The organism is Stenotrophomonas sp. 05N423 (assembly GCF_056397145.1).
Map to the genome: position 1 here is coordinate 62,317 of NZ_JBFTMV010000011.1, position 20,151 is coordinate 82,467.

At 69.2% G+C, this 20,151-nt stretch carries 16 protein-coding genes; 11 read left to right on the forward strand and 5 right to left on the reverse strand.

The window, feature by feature from the left end; all coding sequences use genetic code 11:
• The first annotated feature begins 99 nt into the window (after positions 1-99).
• The 3 genes from AC1DGW_RS15305 to AC1DGW_RS15315 all read left to right on the forward strand — a co-directional run bounded on the left by AC1DGW_RS15305 (position 100) and on the right by AC1DGW_RS15315 (position 1,582).
• Positions 100-477 (forward strand): DUF4902 domain-containing protein, encoded by a 378-nt coding sequence (locus tag AC1DGW_RS15305; RefSeq protein ID WP_478024633.1) that lies wholly within the window; start codon positions 100-102, stop codon positions 475-477.
• Between the two features lie 169 nt (positions 478-646).
• The gene (locus AC1DGW_RS15310) at positions 647-1,249 is read left to right on the forward strand and encodes an acyl-homoserine-lactone synthase (RefSeq protein WP_478024635.1); all 603 of its coding nucleotides are present in this window, start codon (positions 647-649) and stop codon (positions 1,247-1,249) included.
• A 198-nt stretch (positions 1,250-1,447) separates the two neighbouring features.
• A complete protein-coding gene (locus AC1DGW_RS15315; RefSeq protein WP_478024637.1) occupies positions 1,448-1,582 on the forward strand; it encodes a hypothetical protein in 135 nt (44 codons plus the stop codon).
• Positions 1,583-1,744: 162 nt separating this feature from the next.
• Here AC1DGW_RS15315 and AC1DGW_RS15320 read toward each other — a convergent pair whose 3' ends face one another.
• Entirely contained in the window at positions 1,745-3,352 is a 1,608-nt protein-coding gene (locus AC1DGW_RS15320; protein WP_478024639.1) for an N-acyl-D-amino-acid deacylase family protein, read from the reverse strand.
• 173 nt (positions 3,353-3,525) lie between these two features.
• Between AC1DGW_RS15320 and AC1DGW_RS15325 the strand changes: the two genes are divergently transcribed.
• From AC1DGW_RS15325 to AC1DGW_RS15335, 3 genes are read left to right on the forward strand one after another with little or no spacing between them, the layout of a single operon-like run.
• The gene (locus AC1DGW_RS15325; protein ID WP_055772105.1) at positions 3,526-3,723 is read left to right on the forward strand and encodes a zinc-finger domain-containing protein; all 198 of its coding nucleotides are present in this window, start codon (positions 3,526-3,528) and stop codon (positions 3,721-3,723) included.
• Positions 3,724-3,731: 8 nt separating this feature from the next.
• A complete protein-coding gene (locus AC1DGW_RS15330) occupies positions 3,732-4,844 on the forward strand; it encodes a glycosyltransferase (protein ID WP_478024641.1) in 1,113 nt (370 codons plus the stop codon).
• Positions 4,825-6,171: an O-antigen ligase family protein gene (locus tag AC1DGW_RS15335; RefSeq protein WP_478024643.1), complete on the forward strand. Its 1,347-nt coding sequence runs from the start codon at positions 4,825-4,827 to the stop codon at positions 6,169-6,171. The genes AC1DGW_RS15330 and AC1DGW_RS15335 overlap by 20 nt, the downstream gene beginning before the upstream one ends.
• On the opposite strand, the gene AC1DGW_RS15340 is transcribed toward AC1DGW_RS15335, so the two are convergent.
• Positions 6,156-7,082 (reverse strand): LpxL/LpxP family Kdo(2)-lipid IV(A) lauroyl/palmitoleoyl acyltransferase, encoded by a 927-nt coding sequence (locus AC1DGW_RS15340; protein ID WP_478024645.1) that lies wholly within the window; start codon positions 7,080-7,082, stop codon positions 6,156-6,158. The genes AC1DGW_RS15335 and AC1DGW_RS15340 overlap by 16 nt on opposite strands.
• Positions 7,083-7,211: 129 nt before the next feature.
• Here AC1DGW_RS15340 and waaA point away from each other — a divergent pair, with 129 nt between their 5' ends.
• The gene (waaA, locus tag AC1DGW_RS15345) at positions 7,212-8,507 is read left to right on the forward strand and encodes a lipid IV(A) 3-deoxy-D-manno-octulosonic acid transferase (protein WP_478024647.1); all 1,296 of its coding nucleotides are present in this window, start codon (positions 7,212-7,214) and stop codon (positions 8,505-8,507) included.
• A 292-nt stretch (positions 8,508-8,799) separates the two neighbouring features.
• Here waaA and AC1DGW_RS15350 read toward each other — a convergent pair whose 3' ends face one another.
• The 3 genes from AC1DGW_RS15350 to AC1DGW_RS15360 all read right to left on the reverse strand — a co-directional run bounded on the left by AC1DGW_RS15350 (position 8,800) and on the right by AC1DGW_RS15360 (position 11,626).
• Positions 8,800-10,158 (reverse strand): TolC family outer membrane protein, encoded by a 1,359-nt coding sequence (locus AC1DGW_RS15350; protein WP_478024649.1) that lies wholly within the window; start codon positions 10,156-10,158, stop codon positions 8,800-8,802.
• Positions 10,159-10,182: 24 nt separating this feature from the next.
• Entirely contained in the window at positions 10,183-10,830 is a 648-nt protein-coding gene (locus tag AC1DGW_RS15355; protein ID WP_478024651.1) for a protein-L-isoaspartate O-methyltransferase family protein, read from the reverse strand.
• A 130-nt stretch (positions 10,831-10,960) separates the two neighbouring features.
• Complete coding sequence (locus tag AC1DGW_RS15360; RefSeq protein WP_478024653.1) at positions 10,961-11,626, reverse strand: TetR/AcrR family transcriptional regulator; 666 nt, start codon at positions 11,624-11,626, stop codon at positions 10,961-10,963.
• 102 nt (positions 11,627-11,728) lie between these two features.
• On the opposite strand from AC1DGW_RS15360, the gene AC1DGW_RS15365 reads away from it, so the two are divergent.
• From AC1DGW_RS15365 to pip, 4 genes are all read left to right on the forward strand, one after another.
• Complete coding sequence (locus AC1DGW_RS15365; protein WP_478024655.1) at positions 11,729-12,844, forward strand: efflux RND transporter periplasmic adaptor subunit; 1,116 nt, start codon at positions 11,729-11,731, stop codon at positions 12,842-12,844.
• Between the two features lie 3 nt (positions 12,845-12,847).
• A complete protein-coding gene (locus AC1DGW_RS15370) occupies positions 12,848-16,009 on the forward strand; it encodes an efflux RND transporter permease subunit (protein ID WP_478024658.1) in 3,162 nt (1,053 codons plus the stop codon).
• A 158-nt stretch (positions 16,010-16,167) separates the two neighbouring features.
• Complete coding sequence (locus AC1DGW_RS15375) at positions 16,168-19,101, forward strand: diguanylate cyclase (RefSeq protein WP_478024661.1); 2,934 nt, start codon at positions 16,168-16,170, stop codon at positions 19,099-19,101.
• Positions 19,102-19,181: 80 nt separating this feature from the next.
• A complete protein-coding gene (gene pip / locus AC1DGW_RS15380) occupies positions 19,182-20,123 on the forward strand; it encodes a prolyl aminopeptidase (RefSeq protein ID WP_478024663.1) in 942 nt (313 codons plus the stop codon).
• Positions 20,124-20,151 lie beyond the last annotated feature (28 nt).

A 20,151-nucleotide genomic window follows, 5' to 3' on the forward strand; every position in this document is an offset into this window, starting at 1 on the left:
CAGCACTGACAGTTTCCAGCGCATGCGCCGGGCATCTAGATTGGGGAACCCAACCGCCCGGCGCAGTGCACCACTGCTGCCTGCACTGCCAAAGGCCGCATGATAATGATTGACGATGATGGTTACATCCGCCTTCGGCGCGGGGCGCTGGACCAGATCCGGCTCGTGCACCTGGTGTCGGGGTTGGACGAGGCCGAATGCACCGGTGCCATGGGTGCGGTGCATTCGGACATCAGCGGCTATACCGAATGGGCCACCACCTCGGTGCCGGCCGTCTCGGTGGGCTGGGACTGGCATATCGATACCCTGGCCCGTCCGGTATCCGCCACCTGCCGGGACACTCCGCGCAGCAACGTGATGCTTGTGGATGAACAGGGCAGGGACATCGGACCCGACCACACGGCGCGCTGCCTGCGGCGGCTGGTCGAGGCGCTGGAGTGGAAGCCGGTGGTGCTGGACGCCATCGGTTTCCGCTGACGCCCGGTCCGGTCCGGCCACAGCTTCCATCCGGTCCGTGTGTCGGCCGTATGGAGAGTGTGCCGTCCTTCGCTGGAAACACCTGGCGACCTGTCAATCCTGACAGTTATCAGGCCTGTGCTGCATTGCAAGACTCATTTCCCATCCATCAGGAACAGGGGAATGCGTCATGGAATTCATCCTTGCCAGTGCGAACGATCTGTCGCCGCTGCTCAACGAGGCACTGGGCCAATACCGCTACCGGGTCTTCATCGAAACGCTGGGCTGGCAGATGGATACGCCGCCGGGAATCGAGCGCGACCGGTTTGACCAGCCGGAAACGGTGCACGTGATCGTCCGCGACGAACAGCACGACATCGTCGGTTATGCGCGCCTGCTGCCGACCACCGGCCCCTATCTGCTGGGTGGGATGTTCCCTGAGTTGATGAACGGCCTGCCGCCGCCCTGCTCGGAAGAGGTATGGGAGCTGTCGCGCTTCGCGGTGATGGACCTGCGCGGCGCGCGCACTGGCATTTCCACGCTGCGGCCGTCCGCGCTGGCGGTGGAGATCCTGCAGCTGGCCGCCGATTACGTGGAAAGCCTTGGCGGGAAACGACTCATCACGGTCTCGCCGCTGGCGATGGAGCGGTTGCTGCGCCGGACCGGCTTCCATGTCCACCGCGCCGCGCCGCCGGTGATGATCGAAGGCCATCCCACCTTCGCCTGCTGGATCGAACTGGCGGGGCGCCCCGTGCGGGAATCGCGGCAAACAGGCGAAACCTGTCAGTTCTGACAGTTACGGAAACGGCGCGTCTCGGGTGAAATCCGCGTGAGGCCGGAGAGCCTTCGAGAGGCAGGAGAGGGGGGAGCCTTTTCGATCGGCGGGGAACGCCATGCGGAGGGAACAGGGAGGTTGGCGGCGGGAAGGGGTCCCGCTTTCGCGCGCAGTCAGCGCGCCCCTCCGTGCTCTGTTCATATCGGGAGATGAGGCATGTTCAAGAAGAGTTCGGACCACGACGGCAGGTATGGCGTTTCCGATCCGCTGCGGCTGCAGTTCCTGGCAGGTCTCTTTGTCGGTACCGTCGTCGGCATCGGCGTGGGTGGACTGCTGGGCATTCTGTCCTGATCGGGAGCCCCCGGCGTCCGGTGTCCCGGACCGCCGGTGGGCATGGAATCCACGCCCTGCGGTTGTTGCATGGATGCGGGCGCGGGGACGCTTCACGGCATGGGGCGCCTGGATCGATGTGCGAAGCGGATTGGCGGACGCTGCGTCATTACCGCTGTGGTGTCATGGGCAGGTGCCCGGTGGCGGCGAATGCCGCAGCACGCGGCCGGCGAGCGCCTCGGTCTGCACGTCGTCCTTGATGGCGATGCGGCCGTTGACCAGCAGCAGGGCGATGCCGGAAGACAGTTCGCGCGGGTGCAGGTAATCGGCGTGCGGCATGAACTGCTCCGGATCGAACACCACCACGTCCGCGAAGAAACCCGGCCGCAGTTCGCCGCGTTCCGCCAGCCCTAGGATGCGGGCGGTCAGCGCGGTGGAGCGGTGGATGAATTCCTCCGTGCTCAAGACGCCGAGTTCGCGCACGTAGCGCTGGTACTTCAGCGGAAAGCTGGCGTATTGCCGGGGATGTCCATCGTTGCCGTCCGAGCTGGTCACCATCCATGGCTGGCGCATCAGCAGACGCACATCGTCTTCGTCCATGTTGAACGAGGCCACCGAGCCGCTGTTCCGGTCGGGGTGGCGGATGCCATCTTCGATGATGCGCAGCGCCGCATCGATCGGATCGAGGTTCCATTCGCCGGCCATCGCGGCCAGCGTCCGGCCGGTCCATTGCTGATCGGCGGAGATGAGCAGCAAGGCCTCCGCGCCACCGCGGCGCTGCAGGTTTCCACGCATCGCGGCGCGGATGCGTTCGCGCTGCGCCTGATCCTGCAGCCGTTCCCACAGCGCGCTGTTGCCGCCATCCACGGCCCAGCGTGGCAGCAGCGCGGCGGTGATGCCGGTGCCCGATGCCAACCATGGATACTGGTCGGCGGTGACCCGCTGCCCCTGCGCGCGCGCCTGCTCCACCAGCGCCACCAGTTCCGGCGCCAGGCCATGCACGTCGTTGCCCAGCGCCTTCAGGTGCGCGATATGCACCGGCAGCCCCGCTTCGCGGCCGATGGACAGGGCTTCGCGCGTGGAGGCGAGCAGGCCGATGTCGTAGGACGACTCATCGCGCTGGTGCGTGTCGTACAGCCCACCGCGGATCGCCGCCTCGCGCGCCAGCGCCACCACCTCGTCGCGACCGGCGAAACTCTGCGGCGCGTAGAACAGGCCGGTGGAAAAGCCGACCGCGCCCTCGCACATGCCCTGCGCCACCAGATCGCGCATGCGCTGCAGTTCCGCGGGCGTCGGTGCGCGCGCGGCGTGGCCGAGCACGGCGCGCCGCACCGGGCTGAAACCCACGTAGGGAACAAGGTTGGTGCCCACGCCCGCACGCGCGAATTCCTCGCTTTCGCGGGCCACTTCCGGCGTGCCGCCGCCATCCACGCCGTGGGCGATGGTGGTCACGCCCTGGTACTGCCACGGCGCGTTGCGGCGTATCAGCGGGTCATCCGAGCGGATGTAGGTGTACGGATGGGTATGCGGGTCGATGAAGCCGGGCGCGACGATCCTGCCGGTGGCGTCGAGGCTGCGCGCGGCCGCGTAGTGCCTGCCGGCACCGGGTCCGACGGCGACTATCCGGTCGCCGACGATGACGACGTCGCCGATGACGGCAGGACCGCCGCCGCCATCGTGGATCCGCCCGCCGGCGATCACCAGGTCTGCCGGCTGCGGAGCCGATGCCCGCCCGGATAGGCAGAACGACAGCACGGCGATGGCGGCGGCAAGACGGACGATGGGCGGCACGGCGACTCCCGGACGACGCGATGGATGCCGGGTCACCATAGGAGGGCATCGCCGTCCGGGCCATTGAAAAAAGTGGCGACGGGCATGGCGTCCGGCTATGCCCGGCCAGGCTCATGCCCGTGTCCGGCGCTGCTAGAATTGGCCGGTCCCGGTTTTCCTGTGTGAATGACGTCATGAGCCATACCGCCGCCGCGCCCGCCAACGCGCAGAAGCGCTACAACGTGCACCGTGCCGACCTGCCGTTGAGCTGCCCGACGCCGGAAATGGCGCTGTGGAACTCGCATCCGCGGGTCTACCTGCCGATCGAGAACGAGCCCAACGGCGAAGCCGCCTGCCCGTACTGCGGCGCGGTGTTCGTGCTGGTCGACTGAACGCCCGCATGCGCCGCCTGACCGTGGTGCAGTTGCTGCCGGCGCTGCACTCCGGCGGCGTCGAGCGCTCGACGCTGGAAATCGCCCAGGCGCTGGTGGAGGCCGGGCACTGCGCCATCGTGGTCTCGGCCGGCGGCCGCCTGGTCGAGCCGCTGCTGGAGAGTGGCGCCGAGCATCTGGCGCTGGACATCGGCCGCAAGTCGTTGCTGACCCTGCGCCACGTGGTGTCGCTGCGGCGGCTGTTCGCCGAAACCGGCGCCGACATCGTGCATGCGCGTTCGCGGCTGCCGGCCTGGCTGGGCTGGCACGCGCTGCGCGGCCTGCCGCGGGAGCGGCGCCCGCACTGGGTCACGACCATGCACGGGCTGAATTCGCCGGGCCGCTACAGCGGCATCATGGCCAGCGGCGAGCGGGTGATCTGCGTGTCGAAGACCGTGCGCGGCTACCTGCTCGCGCATTACCCCGCCACCGATCCGCAGCGCCTGCGGGTGATTCCGCGCGGCGTGGACCTGGCGCAGTTCCCGCACGTCGCGCCCGCCGATCGTCGCCCACGGCTGGCGGTGGAGGCGTTGCATCCGGCATTGGCCGGCGACGCTCCCCTGCTGCTGTTGCCCGGTCGCGGCACCCGCCTCAAGGGGCACGCGCACGCGCTGCGCCTGCTGGCGGCGCTGCGGCAGCAGGGCATGCCGGCGCGATTGTGGATGCCTGGCGCGCGCGAGCCCGGGCGCGAGGGCTACGTGCGCGAACTCGAACAGCAGGCCGCGGCGCTGGGCATCGCCGATGCGGTGGCCATTACCGAACCGACCTCACGGATCGCACAGGCCTATGCGGCCAGCGACCTGGTGCTGCAGCTGTCGGACAAGCCCGAGGCGTTCGGTCGCACCGTACTGGAAGCGCTGGCCGTGGGCCGCCCGGTGCTGGGTTGGGATCACGGCGGCGCGGGCGAACTGCTGGCCGAACTGCAGCCCACCGGCGCGGTGCCACGGGGCGACGCGGCGGCCCTGGCGGCGCGTGCCATCGAACTGCTGCGGCAACCGCCGGCTCTGCCGCGGCGGATTCCTTACACCTTGCGGGCGATGCAGCGCGCGACGCTGGATACCTATGGCGAACTTGTCGGTTGAATCCTCCCCGCCGCCTCCAGCGCTCCCGGGGAAGTGGGCGCCGGCCTGGGTGATCGCCTTCGTCGCGCTGTGGCCGGCGCCGGGCATCGCCGAAGCGGTGTTGGCGCTGGGGGCTCTGGCGACGGTGGTCCGCCTGCTGCAGTTGCGCTTCCGGGCCGACGGGCGTCCGCTGCTCAGCGTTCCGGCGTGGGCGCTGACCAGCACGCTGTTCCTGGCCTATTGGCTGCCGCAACTGGTTTCCGCGCTGGATGCGGACGATCCGGCCAGGGCATGGGGCCGGGTGGCGGCGGGGCTGCGCCATCTGCCCTTCATGTGGCTGGTCGCCATCGCGGTGGCGACCGACGCGCGCCGCCGCACCACCTTCACCGGGCTGGGCGTCGTCGTCGCGGTGTGGATCGTGGATGCGCTGGCGCAGGCGGCGCTCGGCACCAGTCCGCTGTTCTGGTCGATGGACCAGCTCAAGTGGCTGATCAACGGGCATGGCCTGTGCAGCGCCGGGGAAGCGGCACAGGCCGATCGGCTCAGCGGCGTGTTCGGGCCGTGCAACCTGAAATTCGGCCAGGTGCTCGCCAGCCTTGCTCCCTTCCTGCTGTTCGCCGCTGCCGCGCGATGGGGGCGCTGGGGCTGGCTGCTGGCGGTGGTGTCGACCGGCATGGTTATCGTGCTCGCCGGTTCGCGTGCGTCCTGGATCACCTATGCGCTGGTGGTGCTGGTCTCCGGCTGGCGCCTGCTGGGCAGGAAGGGCATGGCCCTGCTGCTGCTGTCCGGCGTGCTCGGCGCGGTGGCGCTGGCGGGGCTCTCCACGCAGGTGCGCGAACGCGTGGCGCGTACCACGCTGGCGCTGACCGGCGATGCCGCGGGCGTGGATGCGGCCTTGTCCGGCCGCAGCCAGATATGGTCCGCGGCGCTGTGCATGGTGCGCGCCCATCCGTTCAATGGCGTGGGTGCGCGCGAATTCCGCAACGCCTGGCCGCAATGCGATCCGGCGCCGGGGCAGTACGCGGCGTGGGGCGCCGGGCCGGCCCTGCATGCGCATCAACTGGTGCTCGAAGTCCTGGCCGAGACCGGCATCCTGGGCCTGCTGCTGTGGCTGGCCGGCGCGGCCATGGCCTGGCGCGCGTGGCGCTATGCGGATGAGGAGGCACGCGCGCGGGCCCGGCCGGCGACACTGGCGCTGGCGGTGACGGTGTTCCCGTTCAATACCCACCTGGCGTTCTATTCGGCGTTCTGGGGCGGGGCGACCCTGCTGCTGGCGGCGCTGTTCGCCGGCGCCCTGCTGGCGAATCCGGCGCAGCGGTCGCCGACAAACGCTCAGTCGCGCTCGTAGTAGCAGCTGCGTCCTTCCGGCTGCCGCTTGAAGCGGCGGTGGATCCACAGGTACTGGGCGGGTGCCTCGCGCACCATCTCCTCGATGGCGGTATTGACGCGCGCGGTGTCGGCGACGGCGTCGTCGGTGGGGAAGTCCGGTAGCGGCGGGGCGATCTTCAGCAGGTAGCGCCCGCCTTCGCGGCGATGGAAAAAGGGCACCACGGCGCAGCCGGTCAGGCGTGCGAACTGGTGGGTCGCGGTGATGGTGGAGGCAGGCATGCCGAAGAACGGCACGAACACCGAGTCCTTGCCGCGCATGTCCTGGTCGGGCGCGTACCAGAGGAAGCCGCCCTTCTTCAGGTGCCGCACGGTGGCGCGGATGTCTTCGTTGGCGAACATCGCGCAGGCATAGCGCAGGCGGCCGTGTTTGACCGCCCATTCCATCACCGGGTTGCGGTAGCGGCGGTACATGCCGGCCAGCGGGACGTGATCGCACAGCAGGCGTCCGCACATCTCCAGGGTCATGAAGTGCCCGGAGACCAGCAGCACGCCGCGCCCTTCGGCCTGCAGCGCCCGCAGGTGCTCCAGCCCTTCGATCTCCACACGCGGGCGGATGGCGTCGATGCCTCCCCACCAGGCCCGCGCGAATTCGAAGATGCCCACGCCCAGCGCGTCGAAGCTGTCGCGCAGCAGTTGCCGGCGCCAGGCCTCGTCCTGTTCGGGGAAGCACAGGCGGATGTTCACTTCGGCGGCGTGCCGGCGGGAGCCGGCCAGGTGCAGCGCCAGCCAACCGATGCCGCGGCCGATCGCACGCTGCAGCAACCAGGGCAGGCGCGCGCCGAGCATGGCCAGCGCCAGCCAGGTGAACGTCGGCCAGTGGCGGGGCTGCCATGGCGACGGGCGGGTGGCGGTGGTGGGGGTGTCGGACATGGGGGGATTCTAATGAGGAACCAGTGGGGAGGAACGAGAAACGAGTGAAAGCCATAGCATCGGTGCGCCCGCTTCTACTTCTTCCTCGTTCCTCTCCACTCGTTCCCCGCTCCTAGGTATCCTCGCCGCATGCGCAAGGATCCCGTCGAACTGCTGCTGCGGGGCCTGTACTCGGCCCTGCTGTACCTGTTGTTGCCCATCACCGTCTATCACCTGGTCTGGCGCGGCTTCCGCGTGCGCGAGTACTTCAAGCGCTGGGACGAACGCTATGCGTCCTACCCGGAAAGCGGCCGCCGGCCCTGTGTCTGGCTGCATGCGGTGTCGGTGGGCGAGGTCAATGCCGCCGCGCCGGTGGTGGATGCGCTGCGACGGCAGCGGCCGGACATCCGCTGGGTCATCACCACCATCACCCCGACCGGCTCGCAGCGGGTACGCGCGCTGTGGGGCGATGCGGTGGACCACGTCTACCTGCCGTACGACGTGCCGGGCAGCGCCGGCCGCTTCCTCGATCATTTCCGCCCGAGCCTGGCGCTGATCCTGGAAACCGAGCTGTGGCCGAACCTGCTGTTCGGCTGCCGCGATCGCCGGATTCCGGTGTACATCCTCAATGCGCGGCTGTCGGCACGGTCGTTGAAGGGCTACCGCCTGTTGCGGCCGCTGGTCGGGCGCGCGCTGCGCACGGTGACCTGCGTGGCCGCACAGTCGCGCGAGGATGCGCGCCGTTTCGTCGTGCTGGGCGCCCGGGAAGAGCAGGTCTGCGCGCTGGGCAACCTGAAGTTCGATATCCATCCGCCGGACCCGGCGCCGTTGCTCGCCGCCTTCCACGCGCATGTGCCGGCCGGACGCGCGGTCTGGATCGCCGCCAGCACGCACGACGGCGAGGAACAGGCGGTCATCGACCTGCATGCGCGCGTGCTGGAGCAGTATCCCGATGCCCTGCTGCTGTGGGCGCCGCGGCATCCGGAACGGTTCGGCAAGGTCGAAGCCTTGGTGCGGACGCAGGATTGGCGCGTGGCCACGCGCAGCGCCGAGCACTGGCCGGGTGCGGACACGCAGGTGTTCGTGATCAACACGCTGGGCGAGCTGATGCCGTTCTTCGCCTGCGCGCAGGTGGCCTTCGTCGGCGGCAGCCTGCAGGCCATCGGCGGGCACAACCTGCTGGAGCCCGCGGCGATGGGCGCGGCGGTGATCACCGGCCCGCACCTGCACAATTTCGCCGAGATCTCGCGGCGCATGAGCGAAGCCGGGGCGTTGAGCATCCGCGATGACGTCGCCCGGCTGGGCGACGAGCTGCTCCATCTGCTGGGCGATGCGCCTGCCCGCCGGAAGATGGTCGAAGCGGGCGCCGAACTGGTCGCCAATGGCCGCGGCGCGCTGGAGCGGACGCTGGAACTGATCGGGCCGCGTTTGCCGGCGCCTGAGTGAGTAGTGGCGTGCTGCCCGTTGTGTAGATGCGGGGCTTGCCCCGCATGGCTGCTGCCGGGAAAGGGGCGGACCGGAGATCGCGGCAGCGCCCGGGCGGTGACTGCGCGCCCAGGCTTCAGCGGCAATCATGGATGAATCCGCTCCTGCCTGATCCTGTCATGCCCGCGCTGGAGGGGGCCGAAGCGGCCCTCGCTCCATTCCCCGCCACGCGGAGCCGGCAAATCGATTGGCAGACACGAAAAAGGCGGGCCGAAGCCCGCCTTTCCGTTTCCCCGCCGGTGGGAGGCAGGGATTACTGCATGCTGCCCGGTGCCAGCTGCGCTTCGGCGTCCTGGGTCAGCAGGCGGTTGACGTCCTGCACCTCGGCCACGTCCAGCCCGCCGATGGCCTGGCTGAGCTGCAGGCGGCTGAGCAGGAAGTTATAGCGGGCCTGCGCATAGTCGAGCTTGGCCTGGAACAGGGTGCGCTGGTTCTGCACCACGTCCAGCACGGTACGGGTACCGACTTCCAGGCCGACCTGCGACGCGTCGTAGGCGCTCTGCGCCGATACCACGGCCAGGCGGCGCGCTTCCACTTCGCTGATGCCGGCCACCACCGCCTGGTAGGCGTTGCGGGTGTTGCGGTCCAGCGCGCGCTTCTGCTGCTCGTAGCCGTCCTGGGCCATGTCGCGCTGGGCCAGGGCCTGGCGCACGTAGGACTGGGTGGCGCCGCCGGCGAAGATCGGCACGTTCAGGGTCAGGCCGATCGAGTTGGTGGTCGCATCCGGGCCGGAAGACGACGCACCGACACTGTCGCCCCAGTTGGCGCTCTTGCCCCAGCTGCCGCCCAGCGACAGGGTCGGGTAGTGGCCGCCGCGGGCGGCCGAGACGCTGGATTCGGCGGCGTTGACCTTCAGCTCCTGCGCCTTCAGCGCCGGGTTCTGCGTGATCGCATCGGCCACCAGCCTGTCGACGTCGCCACGATTGGCCGGCAGTTCCGGACGGAAATCTTCCGGCAGGCTGCGCAGGCCCTGCACCGGCTGGCCGGTCAGTTCGGTCAACGCCTGGTAGGCGTCGGCCAGCGTGTTGCGGGCAAGGATGGTGTTGGCGCGCGCCTGGTCGTATTGGGCGCGGGCTTCGTGCACGTCGGTGATCGGCGCCAGGCCGACTTCCAGGCGCTTGTCGGCGTAGTCGAACTGCTTCTTGGCCGCCGCTTCGTTGGTCTGCGCGGCGCTGAGCGATTCGATCGCCACCAGCACGTTGAAGTAGGTGGTGGCGGTGCGCACGATCAGGTCGTCGTTCGCCGATTCCAGGTCGAAGTCGGCCGCCTTGCTGATGTCGCGCTGCGCGCGCAGGTTGGCGAACTGGCTCCAGTTGAACAGGGTCTGCTCACCGCTGATGCTGTAGCGGCGCGCGGTGGAGGTGGTCGAACCACTGACGCCTTCCAGAGAGGTGCGGGTGCGGTTCAGCGACGCGGTGCCACCAAGCGACGGCAGCAGAGCGGCGCGCGCCTGCACCTGGCCTTCCTTGGTGTACAGCCGGTTGGACTCTGCGGAGGCCAGCTGCGGATCGCCGTTGCGGGCCATTTCGTAGACCTGCAGCAGATCGGCGGCGTTGGCCACCAGCGGCGAGAGGGCGACAGCCAGCGCAAGGGCGAGGGATCGGCGGATCATTGCGGCTTCCTTGGATGTAGCGGATCAGAGGTGGAACTGCGGGGCCGGGGCGGCACCCTGCAGATAGTCGATGTCGGTTTCGAACAGGGACTGGACGCTGCCGTCGGCCTTGACCAGCACCGCTTCCATCACCGGCGAGCGGCCCTGGATGACGAACAGGCGGCCACCCGGGCGCAGCCACTTCAGGATATGCGCCGGCACGGTATCCACCGCGCCGGTGATGCAGATGGCGTCGAAGTGGCGCTGGGTCTGCCACTGCAGGACGTCGGCGACTTCGATGCGCACGTTGGAGCCGAGCTTGGCCGCATCCAGGTTGCCGCGGGCGCGCTCGGCCAGTTCCGGCTGGATTTCCAGGCTCAGCACTTCACGGGCCAGCTCGCCCAGGCAGGCGCTGATGAAGCCGCTGCCGGCGCCGATTTCCAGCACTTCGTCGCCCGGCTGCAGGTCCAGCGCCTGCAGCATGCGGCCTTCGACGACCGGCTTCATCATCTTCTGGCCATGGCCCAGCGGCAGCTCGATGTCGGCATAGGCCAGCGCCTTGTGCGACTCGGCCACGAAGGCTTCGCGCGGCAGCCGCGCCAGGACGTCCAGCACGCGCAGGTCAAGCACGTCCCAGGGACGTACCTGCTGTTCGACCATCATTTCGCGGGCGTGGGAGTAATCGATCGTCATGGTTTCTCGTCAATCCGGCGCAGTGGGCCGGCCATTTTACCGGTTGGCGCGGGCAGTGCGGGGCAAGCATCGCCGTGCCCGCGGCAGGTCCGCAGTGCCGGAAGTCATCACGACCTCCGGTTCGTTCAGGTTACGGGCGGGGCGCATAGGCGCGGATGAAGAAATCGACCGTGGTGGCGATATGGGCGTCGGCGTCGCGCTGCTCCGGCGCCGGGCACAGCCCGCACATCATGTGCGCATGCAGTTCGCCCTTGATCAGGCAGAAGAACTGGCGTGCGGCCAGGTGCAGGTCGTCGATGGCCAGTTCGCCGCGTGCCACGCGGGCGCCGAGGAACTCGGACAGCGCCATCTCGGTGCGCTGTGGGCCTGCCTGCCAGAACATCTGGCGGATCCGGTCGTCGGTCTCCGGGGTCATCATCATGCGCTGGGTGGCGATGGCCGCGTCGCTGCTGATCAGGGCGAAGAAGGCGTGCCCGATCCCACGCAGCTGGTCGCGCAGCGGGCCTTCGCTGTCGGTCACGAACAGTTCGTCCGGCATCATTTCCACGCACTTGGCCTGGATCGCCTCGGAGAACAGGGTCTCCTTGTCGCCGAAATGGCTGTAGACGGTGAGCTTGGAAACGCCTGCGCCGGCGGCGATGCCGTCCATGCTCACGCCGTTGAAACCCAGTTCGATGAACATTTCCTTGGCCGTTTCCAGGATCGCGGCGCGCTTGCCCAGGTCCTTGGGGCGGCCGGGACCGGCGCCGCGCGGTGCGGGCTTGCCGGAGGTGGGGGAAGGCTGATGCGAAGACATGCGTGAATACTAGACCAATTGGTTTTGTATTTATACTATACCGCGTCGTTCAGTAATGGCGGTGAACCCGCCATCCCCTTCCCCTCCCTGCGATCCTCACCCATGAACACTGCTCGATGGATTGGCGGTTCCCTGTTGTTGGCCCTGCTGGCCGCCTGCGGCAAGTCCGAGCCCGCCCCCGCACATGCCGTACCGGTCCTGGTCGTCCACCCCCAGGGAAGTGGCGATGCCATCACCGCCTATCCGGGCGAAGTGCGGGCGCGCGAGGAAGCGGCGTTGTCGTTCCGGGTGGGCGGCAACCTGCTGCGGCGCGAGGTCGATGCCGGCCAGCGGGTGCGCAGGGGCCAGCTGCTGGCCGAACTGGACGTGGCCGATTACGCGCTGCAGGCGCGCGCGGCGCAGGCGCAGTACGCCGCCGCCGAAGCCGACCTGGTGCGTGCGCGCGACGAGCAGAAGCGCTATGCCGCGCTGGCTGGGCAGCAACTGGTCAGCCGTTCGGCGCTGGATGCGCAGACCGCCGCGTTGAAGGCGGCGCAGGGCCAGGCCGATGCGGCCCGGTCCAACCTGGACGTGGCCCGCAACCAGGCCGGCTATGCGCAGCTGCGCGCGCCCGCCGATGGCGTGATCGCCAGCCGCCAGGCCGAAGCCGGGCAGGTCGTCGCCGCCGGCCAGACCATCTATGCGCTGGCCGCCGACGGTGCCCGCGAGGTCGCCATCGCCCTGCCGGAAAGCGGCATCCGCGATTTCGCGGTAGGCCAGGCGGTGGAGGTGGAACTGTGGAACAGCCCAGGCAAGCGCTGGCCCGGCACCCTCCGCGAGATCGCGCCGGCCGCCGATGCGCAGGCGCGCACCTATGCCGCGCGCGTGAGCCTGGCGGCCGAAGCGCTGGATGCGGTGGAGCTGGGGCAGAGCGCGCGGGTCTACGTGGCCCACGGCAAGGGCGGCGCGCTCGGCGTGCCGCTGGCGGCGGTGCAGCCGGGCAAGACACAGCAGCAGGCCGGCGTGTGGGTGGTGGACCCGGCCAAGGGCACGCTGCACCTGCGCGAAGTGATGCTTGGCGCCTACGGTGCGGAAAGCGTGCCGGTGCTGTCGGGCCTGAAGGCGGAAGACTGGGTGGTCGCCGCAGGCGGCCATCTGCTGCGCGAAGGCCAGCCGGTGACGGCGGTGGACCGCAGCAACAAGCCGGTGATGCAAGCCGCCGCGAAGCAGGGGGACTGACCCGTGCGCCGCTTCAACCTCTCCGAATGGGCGCTGGGCAACCGCCCGCTGGTGCTGTTTATGATGATCGCGCTGGCGGTCATCGGCGCCTGGTCCTACAAGCACCTCGGCCAGTCCGAGGACCCCCCGTTCACGTTCAAGGCGATGGTCGTGCAGACCGCCTGGCCCGGCGCCACCGCCGAGCAGGTCTCGCGGCAGGTGACCGAGCCGATCGAGAAGGCGCTGATGAACACCGGGCAGTTCGAGTTCGTCCAGTCGTATTCGCGGCCGGGCGAATCGCAGGTGATCTTCATGGCGCGCGATTCGATGCGGTCGAAGGACGTGCCGGAGCTGTTCTACCAGGTGCGCAAGAAGGTCGGCGACATCCGCTCGCAACTGCCGGCCGAGGTGGTCGGGCCGTTCTTCAACGACGAATTCGGCGACACCTTCGGCAACATCTACGCACTGACCGGCAAGGGCTTCGACTATGCGCTGATGCGCGACTACGCCGACCGCATCCAGCTGGAACTGCAGCGCGTGGCCGACGTCGGCAAGGTCGACCTGCTTGGCCTGCAGGACGAGAAGGTGTGGATCGAACTGTCCAATACCAAGCTGGCCACGCTGGGCGTGTCGCTGCAGCAGGTGCAGCAGGCGCTGGCCGACCAGAACGCGATCGCCCCGGCCAGCTGGTTCGAGACGGCCAGCGACCGCGTGCAGCTGCGCGTGACCGGCCAGTTCCAGTCGGTCCAGGACATCGCCGCGTTCCCGATCCGCGCCGGCGACCGTACCGTGCGCCTGGGCGACATCGCCCAGGTCAAGCGCGGCTTTGCCGATCCGGCCTCGCCGAAGATGCGCTTCATGGGCGAGGACGCCATCGGCATCGCCGTGGCGATGAAGGACGGCGGCGACATCCTCAAGCTCGGCAAGGCACTGGACGACGAGTTCGCGCGCCTGCAGAAGACGCTGCCGGCCGGCATGGAACTGCGCAAGGTCTCCGACCAGCCGCACGCGGTGGAGGACTCGGTGGGCGAGTTCGTCAAGGTGCTGACCGAGGCGGTGGTGATCGTGCTGCTGGTCAGCTTCTTCTCGCTGGGCTGGCGCACCGGGCTGGTGGTGGCGGTGTCGATCCCGCTGGTGCTGGCGATGACCTTCTTCGTCATGCACCAGTTCGACATCGGCCTGCACAAGATATCGCTGGGCGCGCTGGTGCTGGCGCTGGGCCTGCTGGTGGACGATGCGATCATCGCGGTGGAGATGATGGCCACCAAGATGGAGCAGGGCTACGACCGCCTGCGCGCGGCCAGCTTCGCCTGGGAATCGACCGCGTTCCCGATGCTGACCGGCACGCTGATCACCGCCGCCGGCTTCCTGCCGATCGCCACCGCCGCCTCGAGCACCGGCGAATACACGCGCTCGCTGTTCCAGGTGGTGACCATCGCGCTGGTGGTGTCGTGGATCGCGGCGGTGCTGTTCATTCCGTACCTGGGCGACAAGATGCTGCCGGACCTGCACAACCCGCAGCCGCCCCGGCCGGGCAGCCTTGCCGGGCGCTTGCATGCGCTGCGCCTGCGCTGGGCCGACCGCAATCCCGCGCTGGCCAACCTGGTGCGGCCGAAGGAACTGGCGCACGACCACGACCCGTACAAGAGCGCGTTCTACCAGCGCTTCCGGACGTTCCTCGATGCCTGCCTGCGCCGCCGCTGGCTGGTGATCCTGGCCACCATCGGCCTGTTCGTGTTCTCGCTGGCGATGTTCCGCTTCGTGCCGCAGCAGTTCTTCCCGGACTCGACCCGGCCAGAACTGATGGTGGACATCGAACTTGCCGAAGGCGCGTCGCTGACCGCGACCCAGGCGCAGGCGCACAAGCTGGAGGAACTGCTCAAACAGCGCGAAGGCATCGCCAACTATGTCGGCTACGTGGGCAGCGGCTCGCCGCGCTTCTACCTGCCGCTGGACCAGCAGCTGCCGGCGACCAACTTTGCCCAGTTCGTGGTGCTGGCGCAGGACATCCATGCGCGCGAGGAAGTGCGCGACTGGCTGCTGAAGGAGGTGGTGCCACAGTTCAACGACGTGCAGTTGCGCGTGACCCGGCTGGAGAACGGTCCGCCGGTGGGCTATCCGGTGCAGTTCCGCGTGTCCGGCGAGCACATCGACCGGGTGCAGGCCATCGCGCGGCAGGTAGCCGACAAGGTGCGGCAGAACCCGCACGTGGCAAACGTCAACCTCAACTGGTCCGAGCCGAGCAAGGTGGTGCGGCTGGTGGTGGACCAGGACCGCGCCCGCGCGCTGGGCGTGAGCAGCGCACAGATCGCGCATTTCCTGAGCAGCTCGCTGTCGGGCATGCAGGTCAGCACCTACCGCGAAGGCAACCGCCAGATCGGCATGCTGCTGCGCGGCCCGGATGACGAACGCGCACAGCTCGATCTGCTCGCCAGCCTGGCCATTCCCACGCCCAGCGGCACCGCGGTGCCGTTGTCGCAGGTGGCCAGGCTTGAGTACGTGTTCGAGGACGGCATCATCTGGCATCGCAACCGTCTGCCCACCGTCACCGTGCGCGCCGATATCGCCGACGGCCTGCTGCCGCCGGAAGTCACCGGGCAGATCCTGCCGGCCCTGGACGGCATCCGCGCCGCGCTGCCGGACGGCTACCTGCTGGAAGTCGGCGGCACGGTGGAGGATTCGGCGCGCGGGCAGAACTCGATCAAGGCCGGCATGCCGCTGTTCCTGATCGTGGTGGTGACCCTGCTGATGCTGCAGCTGCGCAGCTTCTCGCGCGCGGCGATGGTGCTGGTCACAGCGCCGCTGGGCATCATCGGCGCGACCTTGTTCCTGCTGATCTTCCGCGTGCCGTTCGGCTTCGTGGCGCTGCTGGGCACTATCGCGCTGGCGGGCATGATCATGCGCAACTCGGTGATCCTGGTGGACCAGATCCAGCAGGACATCGACGCCGGCCACGACCGCTGGCACGCCATCATCGACGCCACCGTGCGCCGTTTCCGCCCGATCGTGCTCACCGCGTTGGCCGCGGTGCTGGCGATGATCCCGCTCTCGCGCAGCGCGTTCTATGGCTCGATGGCGATTTCGATCATGGGCGGGCTGATCGTCGGCACGGTGCTGACCCTGGTGTTCCTGCCGGCGCTGTATGCGGCCTGGTTCCGGGTGCGGCCGGACGAAGCGGCAAGCTGAACGACGCATCCGCTGGCGCTTGTCGGCGGATGCGTGCGCTCCCGCGGTGGTAGATTGGCGTCGCGTGGCGGGCTTCTGTGGCCCGCCGCGCCAAGCCGCGAAGGGGGACGGTTCTGTTGGCCCGTAGTATCGAGATCGCCCGGGGCAGGAGTTCCCGCATGCGCGCCGCCTGGCCGGCGCCCTGGCGCTGGTGCGTCGTCCTGGTGTTCGCCTGCCTGGCCTGCCTGCCGGCGGCGCGGGCCGCGGATGGCCGCCATTACATGGTCAGCGACTGGACCATGGCCGATGGCCTGCCGCACAACCTGGTGCATGCGCTGGCGCAGGACCGCGATGGCTTCATCTGGGCTGGCACCTGGGAAGGCGTGGTCCGCTTCAACGGACGCCATTTCACCGTTTTCGACCGTCAGAACACGCCCGGCGCGGAGCTGTCGGGGGTGTTCTTCATCCTTGCCGAGGCCGATGGCGGCGTCCTGTTCGGCACCGCGGCCGACGGCGTGTTCCGCTATCACCACGGGCGCTGGCAGCACCTGGGCGAGCCTGCAGCGCGACGCCTGCCGGTCGCCGCGCTGCTGCGCGATGCCGATGGCAGCCTGTGGATCGCCTCGGCCAATCGTCTGCTGCGGATGGACGCCCAAGGCCGCATCCGCGACGTGGGGGCTGACGCCGGCCTGCCTGGGGTGAGGGTCAATGGGCTGGCGCACGGCGGCGATGGCGCCCTCCTGGTCGCCACCGATACCGGCGCCTACCGGCTGCAGGGCGGGCGCGCCATGCCCTGGGCCACCGGCTGGGCGGGTACGCATGCCGTGCGCGGCATCGCCGGCGACGGTGCCGGTGGCTGGCTGCTGGCGACCGACGACGGCGTGTATTGGCGCGATGGCGACGGCAGGGTCGAACACCTGCAGGCGGGCAGGCGCGTCGAGGCGGTCCTGCGCGACGCGTTCGGTGCGGTCTGGATGAGCCTGTCCAGTGGCGATCTGCTGCGGCATGCCGGTAATGGCGACGGCGACGAGCGCCTGGCCGTCACCGGACCGGTGAGCCCGGCCCTGCTCGCCGACCGCGAGGGCCTGATCTGGAGCGGCAGCACCGATGGCCTGCACCGCGTGGCGGAAGTCGCCGCGGTCGGCTTCACCCGCAAGGATGGGCTGGGCAGCGACTACGTCCGCGTGGTGCTGCAGAGCGAGGACCGCTCATTGTGGATCGGTCACGCCGACGGCCTGGACCGCTGGTACCAGCAGCGCATGCACCCGGTGCGGCTGGGCGATGGCAGTGGCCGCGATCCGTCGGTACTGGCGCTGGCCTGGCGCGACGGCACGCTGTGGGCGGGCACCTATGACAAGGGTGTGTTCCGGCTGGATGCGCAGGGCAGGGTGAAGGAGCGGATCCGGCTCGGCACCCACGGCGAGCCCATCGTGCGTGCCCTGCTCGCCGATCCCGACGGCGGCCTGTGGATCGGCGGTACCCATGGCCTGAGCCATTACCGGGATGGACGCCTGCAATTGCGGCTGGACAGCAAGGGGCAGCCTTCGGCAGTGGTGCAGGCGCTGTACCGCGATGGCGACGGGACGCTGTGGATCGGCACCACCGGCGGCATGGCCGCGCTGGGGCCCGACGGCGTGCTGCGGACCTGGAGCGCCGAGGACGATATTCCCGCGCAGTACGTGTTCGACTTCCTGCGCGATCCGGGCGGCGACCTGTGGATTGCCAGCGACCGCGGCCTGCTGCGCATGCGCGACGGCGCCTTCCGGGTCTATGACCACCGCCACGGGCTGCCGCGCGACAAGCTGTTCCGCATCATCGACGACCAGGCCGGGAACCTGTGGCTGCCCAGCAACATCGGCGTGTTCCGCATCGCCCGCAAGGAACTGGACCAGATCGACGCCGGCACCCGGCGGCAGTTGGCCGTGCATGTGATCGACCACAGCGACGGCATGCCGGGCAGCCAGGGCAACGGCGCATCGATGCCGGCCGGCTGGCGCGCCAGCAATGGCGCGCTGGCGTTCCCGACCTCGGCCGGGTTGGGCCTGATCGACCCGCGGATCGCGGGCCGCTATGACGGCAAGGCGCCGCCGGTGGTGTTCGAAAGCGTGTCGGTGGACGGCGTGCAACAGGCCCCGGCCGATGGCCTCCGGCTGGAGCCGGGCGCCCGCCGCCTTGCGGTGGATTACACCGCGCTGAGCTTCCGCGCGCCGGACAAGATCCGTTACCGCTATCGCCTGCATGGCTTCGATGGCGACTGGGTGGAAGCCGGAACCGGTACCGAGGCGGTCTATACCAACCTGCCGCCGGGTCGCCACCGCCTGGAAGTGCAGGCGATGGCGCTGCCGCTGGACTGGTCGCGGCAGGCCGAAGTCGGTACGGCGGTGATGGAACTGGACGTGGTGCCGCCGCTGTGGAAGCGCACCTCCTCGCGCGTGCTGGCCGGCCTGGCGCTGGCGGCCGCCGTGGTGCTGGGTTTCTGGCTGCGCACGGCCAGCTACCGGCGCAGCCAACAGCGGCTCGGCCGGGTGATCGCCGCGCGCACCGAAGAACTGAGCGACAAGAACCGCGCGCTGGAACTGGCCGGCATCGAGCGCGACCGGCTGCTGCAGCAGCTGGAGCATCAGGCCACGCATGATGTGCTGACCGGCCTGCCGAACCGGCGCGCGGCCGAACTCCACCTGCGCCAGGCGCTGGAACGTGCCGGCGACCGCGGCGAGCCGCTGTGCGTGGCGCTGATCGACATCGACCATTTCAAGCAGATCAACGACCGCCATGGCCACCACAGCGGCGACCGGGTGCTGCGCGAGGTGGCCGAGCTGCTGCGCCTGCAACTGGACGGCGACCAGTTCGTGTCGCGGCATGGCGGCGAGGAGTTCCTGGCGGTGCTCCGCGGCGTCAACCTGGAGCAGGCGCTGGAACGGCTGCAGGCGCTGCGCCTGGCGCTGGCCCGGCAGCGCATGGACGAGATCGCACCGGGGCTGGTGGTCACCGCCAGCATCGGCGTGGCCGAGTGCCGCCCGGGGCAGGAGTCCCCACGCACCCTGCTGGCCGCCGCCGACCGCCAGCTGTACCGCGCCAAGCGCGAGGGCCGCAACCGGGTCTGCGGCCTGTAACGACGGGCTGGCCCGGTAAAACCCCGGCAGGGCGATGCCCGCTCTACAATCGGGTGTTCTCCAAGCCAGTGAGTCAGCGCATGCGCACGCTTTATCCCGCCATCACGCCCTACGACACCGGTACGCTCAAGGTCGATGAGCGTCACACGCTGTACTACGAACAGTGCGGCAACCCCGACGGCAAGCCGGTGGTGATGCTGCATGGCGGTCCCGGCGGCGGCTGCACGGAGAAGATGCGCCAGTTCCACGACCCGGCGAAGTACCGGATCATCCTGTTCGACCAGCGCGGCTCGGGGCGGTCCACACCGCACGCCGATCTGGTGGACAACACCACCTGGGACCTGGTGGCCGATATCGAAAAACTGCGCGAGCACCTCAAGCTCGACCGCTGGCAGGTGTTCGGCGGCAGCTGGGGTTCGACCCTGGCGCTGGCCTATGCGCAAACCCACCCGCAGCGGGTGACCGAGCTGGTCCTGCGCGGCATCTTCATGCTGCGCCGCTGGGAGCTTGAATGGTTCTATCAGGAAGGCGCCAGCCGCCTGTTCCCGGACGCCTGGGACCATTACATCAACGCGATCCCGCCGGTGGAGCGGCACGACCTGATCTCGGCATTCCACCGCCGCCTGACCAGCGACGACGAGGCCACCCGCCTTGCCGCGGCCAAGGCCTGGAGCGTGTGGGAAGGCGCCACCAGCTTCCTGCACGTGGACGACGACTTCATCAACAGCCACGAGGACCCGCAGTTCGCACTGGCCTTCGCCCGCATCGAGAACCACTACTTCGTCAACGGCGGTTTCTTCGAGGTCGAGAACCAGTTGCTGCGCGACGCGCACCGCATCGCCGACATCCCCGGCGTGATCGTGCATGGCCGCTACGACGTGGTGTGCCCGCTGGCCAACGCCTGGGAGCTGCACAAGGCCTGGCCGAAGGCGCAGCTGCACATCAGTCCGGCCTCGGGCCATTCCGCGTTCGAGGCCGAGAACGTGGACGCCCTGGTGCGCGCCACCGACAGCTTCGCCTGAGTCTTCGCGGGGTACCGGCCAGTGGCCG